This window comes from Leptolyngbya sp. PCC 6406, from assembly GCF_000332095.2.
GTDB lineage: Bacteria > Cyanobacteriota > Cyanobacteriia > Phormidesmidales > Phormidesmidaceae > PCC-6406.
In genome coordinates this window covers 2878519-2891985 of record NZ_KI913949.1, presented here as the reverse complement: position 1 = coordinate 2891985, position 13467 = coordinate 2878519, and the positions used below count along the sequence as shown (strand labels likewise).

Genomic DNA, 13467 nt, shown 5'->3' with positions numbered 1-13467 from the left:
AGCGGTTTTAACCGCCGTGAGTCTAGCGGAAAGCGAGACGCTTGCGCGACGATGGGAGGGCTACTTCCGCCGCCCAGTACTAGTGCTTTGTCAAGAAGCCCATGAGGTTTTGCAAGAAGGAGTGACTGACTTGAGAATGGTTGGCGATGGCGGCGGCGGGAGTCGTGGCAAGTTCAACTGGGTAGGCAGGGGGACTTTCCTCTATGGGAGTTGAGGGTGGGATGGTCATGGGGAGTAGGGGCATCTCCTCCACCAAACCCACCACAATTAAACGAAAAGCCGCCTGTTGTAATTGCCGGACAGTACAGTTTAATTGCGCTGCGATCGCACTCAGGGAAATATCTCCCTGGGTATATTCCCAGATCTGCCATTCCAAGGCATTGAGCTTGAGATTGGGTTTAGTGGGGGTCAGGGCCAACAGAGCAGAAGCGGGATCGGGGAGTTTGTCCTCCAAAGCCTGCCAATCCCGCAGGGCCCGTAACCCCGCCAAGGTGACATCGGTGGCGGGGGCATTCAACCCGGTCATCTCTGCCATAGGAACCGTTTGCTGACCATCGAAGTGGAACCAGCCATCAGCCTGGGCAAACAGGGCACAAACCTGGCGCATCACCTGGACATAGAACAGTAGCTTGATCTGCTCTGAGTCCAGTATTCCCTGAGTCTTGAGGTGCAGCCCTAGGGGATGCTGAGGGCCACAGGTTTGGGCCAGCCGCCCAGCGGCCCGATCCCCCAGCCAACCCCGTTGACAGATTAGGTTTGCCAGCCCTCGGCCATCGGAGCGGTGGGCCGCTGCCACAACCCGACCCTGCTGAAACCAGACATAGTGCGATCGCGGCAGCCGAGGATCGGTGGGCTCCGGCAGGGGGGTGATGGTGAGTAGGCCCGTTTTGTGGCCTTGGTCAAGAAACTGAAAGATCTCGGCGAGAGAAAACTCCGCCAGGTGTCCGGTGATAGCCATGATCGCTCTTGTCCATTGATGTAACGAAAATGGGGGCAGATCCCCCGATTGTCCCTGACCTACCGAGTGAGGCAAGCCTGCTGAGCCATGTAGTGCTGCACGAGAGCAACGATGGCTTGGCCAACGGACTGCTGTTGGGTGGCATTCACCTGCACCACCGGGGGCCGAGAGCGGCCCTGGATATAGCCCAGCGCCAACAATAGATTGTCTTCAGACCAGGCTCCTGGCTGATCACAGTGGGTTAACCCCAGGATCAGGGGAGCCTGCGATCGCTGCTCCATGAAGGTCAGAATGCGGCGGGCATAGCGAAACTCATGGGGGCGGTGAGCCGCCACCAACATGATGTAGGCATGGGCTCGACGAATAAGGATGTCCCACATGAAATCAAACCGAGCCTGACCAGGGGTGCCGTAGAGGTGCAGGGCTGAATTGGGACCAAACTGAAGACGACCAAAATCCAGGGCGACGGTGGTTTTGTGCTTCAAATCCGCCACCTCATCTGTAGCTCGGCGATCGGTGTCCACCACCTCAATTTCACTCACGGACCGGATGAAGGTAGACTTGCCTGCCCCCACAGGCCCAGTCACGACTAAGCGCATAATTTCCATCGCGGCTTACCTCAAATTCAGAAGCATCATGATGGACGAGCCTCCTAGGGATTTAAACCAACAAGAGTTTGAGTTCCGCCACAGCGCGCTTAATTTCTAACATCACCACCCCCTGCTTGGCGGCTTTATCTGCGAGGACAACAAAGACCGCATCTTCACTGCAACTGGTGAGAATACCGTAGCCTTTATCCCCTTCGACAAAGATGCGCTCGATGCCGCCCCGGCCCAGTTCTGAACCAATGCGTTCTCCCAGGGAGAGCATAGCGGCGGACATAGCCGACACCCGCTCTTCATCCATACCGCCTGGAAGAGTGGCGGCTAGGGGCAGGCCATCGGGGGTGACTAGGGCTGCCCCTTGGACATCGGTGGTGCCCGTGACAAAGTTTTGCAGAACGGCGTTGAGTTTTTCGACGTTGATAGCCATGGTGAAGTCCTTGGAAGTCCTTAAAATTAAGCGGAAAGCGAGAGAAACGTGAGCGGAAATCGATAGAAACGTGACGAACAGAAATCCAGCCCAGCTATTGATTCAGAAATTGGGGGATGCATACTGGGGCATCTATAGCAATCCCATTTGATTTCTGAAGACCTTCGTAGCGTGGGTGAAGCGAAGCGTAACCCATGGAGCAAGAGGCTTACTCAAGGCTCATGCAGGATCGCTCTAGGTCTTCCTGGCAGCAAGCCTAGAAGTTATGGAGTCGTGTAGGCTTCTATTTCGTTGCAAGCCAGAGGCTTGAGCTGAGAAGAGTGGGGAAACTTCCGTCCCTGGTGCTAGGCCATTGTGGCGGCCCCAGTGGCAATGAGGCGGCGGAAGAGTCCTTCGGTCCAACCCGTTTCCTTCAGTACGGCGGTGGCGGTGACTTCGATATATGCCTGCTCGATGAAGGCGAGATCCACCATGCAACTGCGGCTGAGGGCATCTCGCAGATTATCAGCTTTCCCATCAGCCTTGAGGCGCTTGCCCACCTCTGCCATGACTGTGGCCATCGCGGGCACCACATGCTGGGGGCCAATGCCGACCTTGACGTGGATAAGGCCAATACGCCAGCGGCGATCGGCGTAGTCCGTACCCCACTCATCCATGCCAGTGAACATCTCATAAAACCACTGGACAAAGGTTTCGCGCAGGCGGTGAACGCGCCCCTCGGTGGCGTTGAGGATGGCATCCATTTCTTCATCCCTACCCAGGTACGCATAGAAGGCATCTGCCATGTCTGGAGCAATAGTGAGTCCCCAGTCGGCGTTGTTCTTCAGCAGACTTTTATCTGCCTCCGAGAAGCCGGTGCGCTTGGTCATTCGGGCTAAAAATTCGTTGGCATCTAGAGTCATAGGAGTTTCCTTGGAATGGGGCTATTTCTTTGAACACTGTCATTATTGAAATCTTGGCTAGTTAATAAATACCGAATGAATACGGATCTTTGAACACACTAAATTTTCATGACGATGGCCGCCAATGAAAACCTTGAAAGCCTTTAATTTATTTAGAAATAAACAACATTTTCATTGTTTTTATATTTCTAAATATAATTGATATCAAGACTTTCTTTCGAGTGAAGCTTTCCTAAGTAAGACGGAATTTCGAGCACTGTCTGAGGGGGAATATCCGCGATCGCGTAATTCTCTCCGAAGAAAAGTAAACATTTACAGGCGTTTGGCGGCAGGATATTAGGTTTATCCCAGCTCAGAGGGAAAACTGAGAGGTTGCTCTGCTGTCTTCGGGTCAGACCGCTGACCGAGTCGAAGAGGAATTTCCTCGGAGACTTCTGTGAAGAACTATGGCTCTAGAGCAATTTCGGCTCCCGAATACCCGCAATCACTGAGCAATTGCATCTACGAAGACATACGGTCATTGTGTAGAGTAGACCTCTCTTCTCTTCGGTTTTTCAGTGTAAAGACGAGTCATTTCGCAACATTATCAGCGATTTCCTTGGGAACCCGGAGCCTTTAATGTGCAATTCTTGTGGGTCAGGCATCTTGCCTGACCGTGGACAGACGAGACGGCTATCCCACGTTATTTGATATCTCCTCCTCCTCGGGGGGAGCAACGGGGGGAGCGGGCCGGGGCGATTGCCGCGTTTTAGGGCGACGAAGAGGTCGTAGCGGAGGCGGCGTTCATCCAGGATCGTAGTGGTGACGCCAATGCCCTGGAGAGCTTGAAGCATTCCCTGGGTTTCGGGGGGGAATGCGGGTAAAAAGAGATTGTCATCCCCCTGGGCCAAAGCATCTAGGTTGAGGTAAAAGTGCCCATTGTTGGGTTGGGGGGCGGCGGATGTCGCCAGTTGGAATAGAGACCGGGTATTTAGGGGGCAGCTAGGTTTAGGCGCGATCGCAGTTGCGGTGCCCTCACCGATGGCTAGGAAAACCACGGTGTTATTGAGCCAGCCATGGGTCAGGGTGACGGACTGGAAGGGGGAAACCCAGTCTGTAAGAGGGATATACTCTACTTGGCGACGCTGGACCTGGAATCGGTAGCGGCTTTCCACCACCTCATTGAGCTGGGCAAAGGTTTTTCCGCTAGGGGGCGGGGCGTCGGAGCAGTTCGCGGCGAACTTCGTAATCTGAAATTTCGGGAATGACCACCCTTTCTCCACGTCGCAAGAGGGATTTTAGCCATAATTGACAATCGAGAGGAATACCTATGGCTTTTGGATTTGTGACCATTCCCAGGGGACCAGAATCCAGCAAAATCAGACGACTCATGGGAATAAGGGACGATCAGACAATCGATCTTTATCTAGAGCCGTTTTCAAAAAGTCCCAAGCTTGCTGATGTTCCAACGCATCCTCAGTTTCACCCAGCCATGAATCTAGAAGATTGATGGCCGCTTTATTTTTTCGGGCTTGCTCTATGGGCCTGGGCAGAGCAGGGGCTAGTTTCCTAGCTCTTTGTAGGGTGGGCATTGCCCAGCATCCCTGGGCCGGAGAATGTACGATGTTTACGCCATGCCATGGCTACCCTCAAAGCCAATATGCCTTTTGGGGATTTGGGGAGGGGCTTGGAAGTAGGGGAGCGGGTTTGAGCGGTGGGCATTGCCCACCCTACGACTGAAGCCCAAGCTATAGATCGGGGGCTATCAGCACTTTTTGAGAAATTGCAAAACCTTCGGCCTATCAGTCAAAAGGATTGACCAAACTTAACCCCTTTACTTTGGCGAAATCAACCTCATTACGGCTGACCAGTTGCAATGAGTATTCGAGGGCAGTCGCAGCAATCACAGCATCAGGAACTTTGATGTTGAACTGTTTGCGAATTGAAATTGTGCGTTCAGAGATCGCTGAAGTCAGCGGCAGTTCTATCAAGTGGCTGAGCAACTGCCTTGCTTGGCCTTCCCTTGCATCAGACTGTTGATAGCCCAACACTTCAATATGAGTAATCACAGAATAAGCCCCTTCGCCTGCAATACCTTCTCGCAGAAGGGAAGTGCCCAGATCTGTAAGTTGATTGTTGAAGTGATAGATCAAAATGTTGGTATCAAAGAGGAATTTCATTGACCAACATCCTAAATATCCCAATCAAACTGTCGCTGGTGGTTCAGGGTAGCATCAATCTGGTCAACGCTGGCATTTCCCCAACAGCCTTGAGTCGCTTGCAAGATCCCATCAACCTCTAAAGCCTGAACATCAGCTTTTGTCCCCGCTTTCATGGGAGGCACCTGCGCACTACCAGCGCGAAGTTGATTGATCAAGTGACTGAGTAATTTCCACTGCTCCTCCAGACTGAGCAATTTCAAGTCACTCATCATCCGCAGTAAAATTGGGCTCATCTGACTCACTCGCTCTTCAATTATGCCTATATTGTAATTTCACAGTTCGTAGATTTCCTGCGTCAACCATGAAACCGCTGACCCGAATCACCTTGAACCCCGAAATCATGGGTGAAAAACCCTGTATCCGAGGGCTGTGGATCACCGTCGGTACCCTGGTGGGGCTAGTTGCTAGCGGCCATTCCATCGACGATGTGCTCACGGCCTACCCCTACCTCGAATCCGCTGACATCTATGAAGCCCTCGCCTACGCCGTTTGGCGAGCCGATTAAAGAGTATCAATCCAGCTATCTAAAGTATTACTCACTCTTCAACCTCCCAATCCTGAATCTGTAAACCCTCAACTCGCTCAAACTCTCGTGTATTGTGAGTCACCAAAGTTTCCTAGCTCTTTGTAGGGTGGGCATTGCCCACCATCACTTAGCCGGAGAATGTACGACGTTTCCGTTATGCCATGACTACCATCAAAGCCGATATGCCTTTGGAGAATGTGAGGTGAAGAATATGGGGATGTTAAGTTTTCGTGGAGGGAGTTGGAAGTTTGAGCGGTGGGCATTGCCTGGGCTGTTCATTTTGGGACTCTTTTTGAGTTCATGCACAATTCATGATCAGGTTTTCATCATCTCGACGTAACTCTCACTGTGTAAGCATTACGAACCTTGGACTTGATTCAGAATGTGCATGAATTTCAGCAGCAAAATTTCCACAAAGTAAACGCCCTAGGCATTGCCCACCCTACGACCCTCTGCTACTAAAATAATAATTTATTATTTTTTCTTCTTATCAAAAGCATCACTTAGCTTCTTGCCGAGTTCAGTGAGCGTTCCTCGATCACTAGGCTTGCCAGAATTGTATATGTAGGGAGATACATCCTTATCCAGTAAGGTTTTCACCCAATCCTGCTTCTTTTTAAACTGTAAGTGAAAGCTTTGTGGAGCACAGAATAGAACATAGTCACAAATTTTTACGACCAGCTCAAACTTCCTTAATCGCACAAGCACTTCCAAAAAGTTGTAAAGACCAGCAATTACGTTTTGTCTTGCCCCTGACGATATATCGTCAAGCTTTCTGGATGTGATTTTATTGTATAAAATTATTCCTTGTTTATCATGAATATCCTTGCACATCTGTTTTTGTTTTTCACGAATATGCTTGAAATCAGCACTTGATATCTCGTTGTAATTGCGCTTTTCTTTCAAATCTTGCCAATCCGAAATCACTAAAATGGAACGATACTGAAGAAACATTCCAGAAAGCTCTAAGTCTATATCTTCATTGTAATCAAAACCTGATGCAGCATAGGCAATTAAACTTTCAACAGCCTTTTCTTTCTGCTCTCTAGTTCCGTTAGCCCAATAATAAGTTGCCCACATTTTTGTAAATGTAGCATAGAAATTTTTTTCATTAGAACCTCTGCTAGCATCCTTGTTGAACTGATAGCTGTAGTCATCTAAATACTTTAAAGCAACGTCTTTCTTTCCTCTATCCACAAGGTATGCAGCTAAATTTAAAATTGCAGTCAACTTAATTTCTAGTGGGCTTGAGGCACGATTAATAATCTGCTTGTAGCTATCTATTACTTCAATTTCATTTTTTGCCAAGCGATTTGCATTCGCAGTCAGTAGTAAAGAGTGTTCTACATCGAGAGTTTTATCTCTATTAACTTGCTTTAACCTTTGGATACAATGGCCTTTAAATGCTCTGGTTCGACCTTCAAAATAATCACTCATAATTTGAAATATTTCTTTCGAGTATATTTCAAAAAATCTACGCTCATCATCAAGCTTGATTATCTTTAGCTTAACTAATTCATTGACGGCAGAATTGAATATATCAGACTCATGCTCAAGATTTAGGATGTATTGAGCTTTCTCTATTACGTTACTTAAGTCCTCTTGGGTTACAAGCAGACTTAAAACAACAAATAAATCTTTTGCCTTAGCTGATAGATAATCATATATTCTGCCAAACAAGAACTTGATTGCTGTATCTCCTTCTTTGATTTTAAAGTTAAGCGCATCTCCTAATCCTTTTTGAGCGAGGATAAAAGCGAATTGAAAAATAAACAAAGGTCGACCACTAGTTATCTCAAACACTTTATGAGAACTGTCAGGAGCTTCCAGATTTCTTCTAATAACTATTTCATTTCCGATCTCTTCATTTTGAATAACAGTTAGCAGAAATCTTTTTGTTTCCTCTTCGGTAAGTTCGTTAGTCTGATACTCTTGCCCAATATTGATATTGGCTGCTCTTGTTGTAATAATTACCTTATGATGATTAGTGTTAAGCTCGGAAATAAACTCCTCTATTTTATCTTTTTCTTCCTTTGGGAAAGTCTCGAAGTCATCTATTACCAATAGAATCCTTTTCCCCTCTATGTTTATAATCGGATTTTTATCGTCATTTTCTCTGTTAAACAGAACAGTATTCGCGCCCTTAATAAGCTCAGAAAAAGTTGATATCTTATTACTGATATCCTCAATTTTTCCTGTATAATAATCATATCTCCTGTCTTTTGCGGAAAGAAAGACTATATAATCAAAAACTTTTCTTTCGTCATTTGCAAGATCTTCACAAAGACTCTGAATAGTTGCTGTTTTGCCAACGCCACCATGTCCCCAAACAGTTGCACTAACAGATGATTTGTTTTTGATAAGGAAACTCCTTATCTTGTTCTTTATGCCAATATCAATGTATTTCTTGTAGTTATTTTCATAAGCGTTACGAATAGTTCCATTGTGACTTTTAATCTTAATTCCATCATTAGTTACATCTAGCTCACAAAGTTCATCCCATTCCTTATAAGTTATGCCAGTCTCTAGTAACTGGTTGTATTTTACTTTTCCAAGCAACTTTTCATCTATACTGTTAAAGAAGAATAACTCACGTCCGTATGAATTAACTTCAATGAAAGGAGAGAGGCGAAAATAGCTATTTACATCTGAACTTCCATATAAGCTATTAATTTTAAATTCTGCGATATTAATCGGACAACTCCAAGATGTATAATTCACCCCATCACTTTTATAAGAGATTCCTTTATAGACACTATTTTCAAAAGAATGGATATAAACAAGATCAACATTTTCTTTCAAGATTGACAAATCCGAGAATAGTATGCAGTCATATAGCTCTTGAAGAGCAGAAATTAACTTTTCTGGCGCATCTTCATACACAAATCCATGCCCTAATAGTTCATTTCTTATGGATGGATATTTTTCTAGCGCTTGGCTTAGTTTGCTTCTTTTAAATATTTCCTTGTCAACATCAAGCTTTCGACAAATTGCGACAACGCTTCCAATTGTTGGCTTGATTATGCTTTGAAAGATAAACTCTTTGTCTCCATAATGAAGTTTGAGAAGGTTTTTGTTCCAAAGATATCCTAATAGATAAATCAAAATATATTCAAAACGAGCCTGAAAATGCTGTTTTAGGGCTGACTTTTCACCCATAGATTGCAAAAAATCTATTCTCTGATCAATTTGTTTTCTAATATAGTCCATGGATTGTATTCCTTTTCTCTCTTTATTTTTGGTTCTTCGTTTTTAGTTGTGTTTATCTATTGAAGAGTAGATAATCTGGCTCTTCCGGTCTGGCTATGGTGTTTCAAAAGGAAATACCCACGGCAACAAAGCTCTTAACTTGAAATTGTCAAAATTGCCAAAGCCATAACCTAATCTCTTGATCAACTTAAGCTTGTTATTTATTCCCTCCACAACCCCATTAGTTATTCTCAGTTCAAAGTATGATGTCACCTCATCAAACCATCGTTTAATCGTGCCACAACTCTGATTGAAAAATGTCGATGAATCCGCCATCCAGTCCAGTAACTTTAACGTCCCTTCTGCCCAATTCTCGAAGGATTCAAAGATTTCTCTGAACTCTTCTTTCAATCGATGCATCGTTGCTAATTTAGGGGATACTTCGCTCACTTCTATGAGCTTCTTCTTCTGTTTCTCATTCAAATTCCCTTCGTTCTTTAGTAACGCATACTTACTGCCATTAAGACCCTCTATGACGCGCTCCCTCTCAGCCTTTTTTGCGATCTTCTTGGCCGCTCTCTTCTCCGCTTTCCGTTCGTTATCTAACTCCTCATTGACGAGTTTGGTGACATGGAATCTATCCGCGACAATGGTCGCATTCGGCATCATCTCTTTTACCAAACTTTGGTAGGGCTTCCACAGGTCTATGCTCACCCCTTCAATCCCCTCAAGCACCTCTGGTCCCCATTGGCTAAGGACTTGGCGCAATCCCTCTTGTGTTCGTGAGGGTAGAAGGGTGATCGGCTGGTGCGTCTCTAGGTTCACTAGCACCCCATAATAGTTACCCTGACCTTTGACGACCGCTATCTCGTCTATCCCGAGATATCTAATCGGTTCTGGGCTCTCGGGTAAATACGCCTTTCCGGCATCCTTTATCATCGTCTCAATCTGCTCGTCACTCAGCCCTGTCCGAGCCGCCACACTGTGAATGCTACTCCCTAACACTTGGCCGACAATCTGCTTCGCTAGCCGCTGCGTATACAACCGCCTTTTCTTAACAAAGGCCAGTTCTTCGCTAAACACTTGTCCACATTCCTGGCACCAAAACTGGCGGCGATTGACTCGCAACACTACGGGCTGTTGATTCCACGGCAAATCCTCAATGTTATACCGATGATTCTCATGCAAATGACGACTTCGCTTCCCACACCGGGGACACTCTGCATCTCGGCGGGTGGGGCTAATTACAAAAAATAGCCCCACCCCATCTATCATTGTCATATCCTCTACTTTTGTCTCAGGAAGACCCAGTAGCTCTGTCAATTGCCTCGCGTCAGATTCTGTGATCATGGCGCTCACCCATATATGGCGACTTTCTCTCACCCTTTAATTCTAGCCAATCCCTTGTATATCAAACACTTCACGCCTTTCTAGCGTTTATTTCTCTCTCCATTTCCCCTGCTCAGTAGCCCTTTGTCCATAGCCAGACCGGAAGAGCCGATAATCTCTAGCTGAAGGGAGATAGGCAGATCCCAGTCTATATAAGCACCCGAATAGGAATACTAGGCAGATTATAGCCCGTCTAGCATTTCACCGAGAAGAGATAGGTAGATCGTCAGCAATTATAAATTCAAACGGTATCAACAGATACAGACACGGGAAAGCATGTGATCATGGATTAAAACTGGATCCACTATAGGCATAGGCTTAGCGTCAAATTGTGGTTAACGGGTGAATTTTCCGATCTTTAACCACTGTGAGTGGGAGACTAATTTCTGTCGGAGAAGCTGAAACGCCCGTCTAGCGTTGAATTTACAATTGCTGGTAGATCGTGAGCTGTCTATCTTGCCCAAAGGGGGTGTTTAGACAAGATGGGGGGGTAGCTGAAGTGGTAGGTGGGGGATGGGGGTGGGTCGATCGCGCCCACAAAGCATCGCGATCGCACCTTGTATGGCAGCATAATGCAGAGACACCTTGCAGCAGATCTGGAGTGGTAAACGTGGCGGCCCCCGAAGGACAGAAATACGACCCCGCAGCGATCGAGAAAAAATGGCAGCGGGTCTGGGCAGAGCAGGGGCTAGATGTGACCCCCGAAGACAGGGACAAGCCCAAATTTTATGCCCTGTCCATGTTTCCCTACCCTTCCGGGAACCTGCACATGGGCCACGTCCGCAACTATACGATCACCGACGTGATTGCGCGGGTGCGGCGGATGCAGGGGTATCGAGTGCTGCATCCCATGGGCTGGGATGCCTTTGGCCTGCCTGCGGAAAATGCCGCCATCGATCGCGGCATCCACCCCGCCCAATGGACCTATCAGAACATTGATCAGATGCGCGCCCAGTTGCAACAACTGGGCCTCTCCTACGACTGGAATCGGGAAGTGGCCACTTGCTCCCCCCACTATTACAAATGGACCCAGTGGAGCTTTTTGCAATTCCTGAAGGCGGGGCTGGCCTACCAGAAAGAAGCGGCGGTGAACTGGGATCCCATCGATCAGACCGTATTGGCCAACGAACAGGTGGACAGCGAGGGGAAATCCTGGCGGTCTGGGGCCAAGGTGGAGCGCAAGTTGCTGCGGCAATGGTTCCTCAAAATTACCGCCTATGCCGAAGAACTGCTGCAAGACCTAGACCAACTCCCCGGCTGGCCAGAGCGGGTGCGGACGATGCAGGAAAACTGGATCGGCAAATCCACCGGAGCCCAGGTGGTGTTCACCACTGAGGCCGGGGACGAATTGCCCGTCTTCACCACCCGCCCCGATACCCTGTGGGGGGCCACCTTCATGGTGCTGTCGCCGGAGCATCCCCTAGTGGCAAAGCTGACCACCCCTGAGCAAAGGGATGTGGTCACCGCCTACCAGGCAGCGGCAGCGGCCAAGAGCGACATTGACCGCACCGACGACACCCAGGAAAAGACCGGGGTGTGGACCGGCAGCTACGCGGTGAATCCTGTCAATGGGGCGAAGATTCCCATCTGGATTGCCGACTATGTATTGATGGGCTACGGCACCGGGGCGATCATGGCGGTGCCTGCCCATGACCAGCGGGACTTTGAATTTGCCCGCAAGTTTGGTCTAGAGATCAAAGTGGTTGTCCAGCCCCAGGGGGAAACCCTGGAGGGGAATACGATGGTGACCGCTTGGCCCGGTGAGGGGGTCATGGTCAACTCTGGCCCCCTGGACGGGATTCCAGCGGGGAAAGGGGAGGGCCAGAGCGTGGCAGCGGCCATTCAATGGCTGGAAACTAACGGTAAGGGCAAAGGGGAAGTCAACTATCGGCTGCGGGACTGGCTGATTTCCCGCCAGCGCTACTGGGGGGTGCCCATCCCCGTGGTGCATTGCCCCAGTTGTGGCACAGTGCCCGTCCCCGACGACCAGTTGCCAGTGGAACTGCCCCAGGATGTGGAGTTCAGTGGGCGCGGGGCCTCCCCCTTGGCCCAGTTGGATCATTGGGTCAACGTGCCCTGCCCCTCCTGTGGGGAACCCGCTAAGCGGGAAACGGACACCATGGATACGTTTATTGATTCCTCCTGGTATTTCCTGCGGTTTGCCGATGCTCGCAATGAAGGGGCAATCTTCGACTCTGCCAAGGTGAATGACTGGTTGCCGGTGGATCAGTATGTGGGGGGGATTGAACACGCCATTTTGCACCTGTTGTATTCCCGCTTCTTTACCAAGGTGCTGCGCGATCGCGGATTGCTCAACGTTGACGAACCCTTCAGCCGCCTGCTGACCCAGGGCATGGTGCAGGCCCTGACCTACAAGAATCCCAAAACCGGGAAATATATCCCCCCCGCCCAGGTCAACCTAGAAGATCCCCAGGATCCCACCACCGGGGATCCCCTGGAGGGCTTCTACGAAAAGATGTCCAAGTCCAAGTACAACGGCGTGGATCCTGAAGCGGTACTGGCTAAGTACGGGGCCGACACCGCCCGCATGTTCATCCTGTTCAAAGCGCCCCCGGAGAAGGATCTGGAGTGGGATGATGCCGACGTGGAGGGACAATACCGCTTCCTGAACCGGGTCTGGCGCTTGGTCACCGGGTTCATTGCATCCCCAGGGGCAGATGTAGGGGCGAACGGCAGTTCGCCCCCAGCAGCCCTGACCAAACCGGAAAAAGACCTGCGCCGTGCCATCCACATCGCCATTAAAGAAGTTAGCGAAGACATCGAGGGCGACTACCAGTTCAACACCGCCGTGTCGGAGTTGATGAAGCTGAGCAACGCCCTCACCGATGCTCAATGCACGGACTCCCCTGTTTATGCAGAGGGCATCACCACCCTGGTCAAGTTGCTGGCCCCCTTTGCCCCCCACCTGGCGGAGGAACTGTGGCACCAGTTGGGCCATGCCAATTCCATCCACCGGGAACCTTGGCCGGAGCTGGACCCATCTGCCCTGGTGGCGGATGAAATTACCCTGGTGATTCAAATCATGGGCAAGACCCGAGGCACCCTTGATGTCCCAGCGGATTCCGACAAGGCGGCCCTAGAGCAATACGCCCGTGAATCAGAAGTGGCCCAGCGCTACATTTCCGGCAAGGAAGTGAAAAAGGTGATTGTTGTCCCCGGTAAGCTCGTCAACTTCGTCGTGGCATCCTAGTGCTCTTTCAAGCCTCAATTTGTAGGTTGGGTGCAGCGCTAGCGAAACCCAACATGGCC

Annotated in this window: 11 protein-coding genes; 2 read left to right on the top strand and 9 right to left on the bottom strand. The window is 49.1% G+C overall.

The genetic code is table 11. The features are described from left to right. Positions 1 to 79 precede the first annotated feature (79 nt). From LEP6406_RS0212840 to LEP6406_RS0212805, 7 genes are all read right to left on the bottom strand, one after another. Positions 80 to 958: a DUF4388 domain-containing protein gene (locus LEP6406_RS0212840; protein ID WP_008311186.1), complete on the bottom strand. Its 879-nt coding sequence runs from the start codon at positions 956 to 958 to the stop codon at positions 80 to 82. 59 nt (positions 959 to 1017) lie between these two features. Next, entirely contained in the window at positions 1018 to 1566 is a 549-nt protein-coding gene (locus tag LEP6406_RS0212835; RefSeq protein ID WP_008311184.1) for a GTP-binding protein, read from the bottom strand. Positions 1567 to 1618: 52 nt separating this feature from the next. Then, on the bottom strand, positions 1619 to 1990 hold the full coding sequence (locus tag LEP6406_RS0212830; RefSeq protein WP_008311182.1) for a roadblock/LC7 domain-containing protein: 372 nt from the start codon (positions 1988 to 1990) through the stop codon (positions 1619 to 1621). A 344-nt stretch (positions 1991 to 2334) separates the two neighbouring features. Continuing rightward, positions 2335 to 2892 (bottom strand): protoglobin domain-containing protein, encoded by a 558-nt coding sequence (locus tag LEP6406_RS0212825; RefSeq protein ID WP_008311180.1) that lies wholly within the window; start codon positions 2890 to 2892, stop codon positions 2335 to 2337. A 554-nt stretch (positions 2893 to 3446) separates the two neighbouring features. Continuing rightward, positions 3447 to 4154 (bottom strand): DUF3352 domain-containing protein, encoded by a 708-nt coding sequence (locus LEP6406_RS0212820; protein ID WP_008311178.1) that lies wholly within the window; start codon positions 4152 to 4154, stop codon positions 3447 to 3449. A 519-nt stretch (positions 4155 to 4673) separates the two neighbouring features. Beyond that, the gene (locus LEP6406_RS0212810; protein WP_008311175.1) at positions 4674 to 5051 is read right to left on the bottom strand and encodes a type II toxin-antitoxin system VapC family toxin; all 378 of its coding nucleotides are present in this window, start codon (positions 5049 to 5051) and stop codon (positions 4674 to 4676) included. 11 nt (positions 5052 to 5062) lie between these two features. Beyond that, the gene (locus LEP6406_RS0212805) at positions 5063 to 5326 is read right to left on the bottom strand and encodes a hypothetical protein (protein ID WP_008311173.1); all 264 of its coding nucleotides are present in this window, start codon (positions 5324 to 5326) and stop codon (positions 5063 to 5065) included. A 68-nt stretch (positions 5327 to 5394) separates the two neighbouring features. Here LEP6406_RS0212805 and LEP6406_RS0212800 point away from each other — a divergent pair, with 68 nt between their 5' ends. Further along, positions 5395 to 5598, top strand: coding sequence for a DUF433 domain-containing protein (locus LEP6406_RS0212800; protein WP_008311172.1), 204 nt, complete (start codon positions 5395 to 5397; stop codon positions 5596 to 5598). 495 nt (positions 5599 to 6093) lie between these two features. Here the strand turns inward: LEP6406_RS0212800 and LEP6406_RS0212795 are convergent, their stop codons facing one another. Both LEP6406_RS0212795 and LEP6406_RS0212790 read right to left on the bottom strand, forming a co-directional pair. Beyond that, entirely contained in the window at positions 6094 to 8829 is a 2736-nt protein-coding gene (locus LEP6406_RS0212795; RefSeq protein ID WP_008311171.1) for an NB-ARC domain-containing protein, read from the bottom strand. A 93-nt stretch (positions 8830 to 8922) separates the two neighbouring features. Next, on the bottom strand, positions 8923 to 10158 hold the full coding sequence (locus LEP6406_RS0212790; protein ID WP_027268755.1) for an ISL3 family transposase: 1236 nt from the start codon (positions 10156 to 10158) through the stop codon (positions 8923 to 8925). Between the two features lie 649 nt (positions 10159 to 10807). Between LEP6406_RS0212790 and leuS the strand changes: the two genes are divergently transcribed. Continuing rightward, the gene (leuS, locus tag LEP6406_RS0212785; RefSeq protein ID WP_008316439.1) at positions 10808 to 13408 is read left to right on the top strand and encodes a leucine--tRNA ligase; all 2601 of its coding nucleotides are present in this window, start codon (positions 10808 to 10810) and stop codon (positions 13406 to 13408) included. The last annotated feature ends 59 nt before the right edge of the window (positions 13409 to 13467 follow it).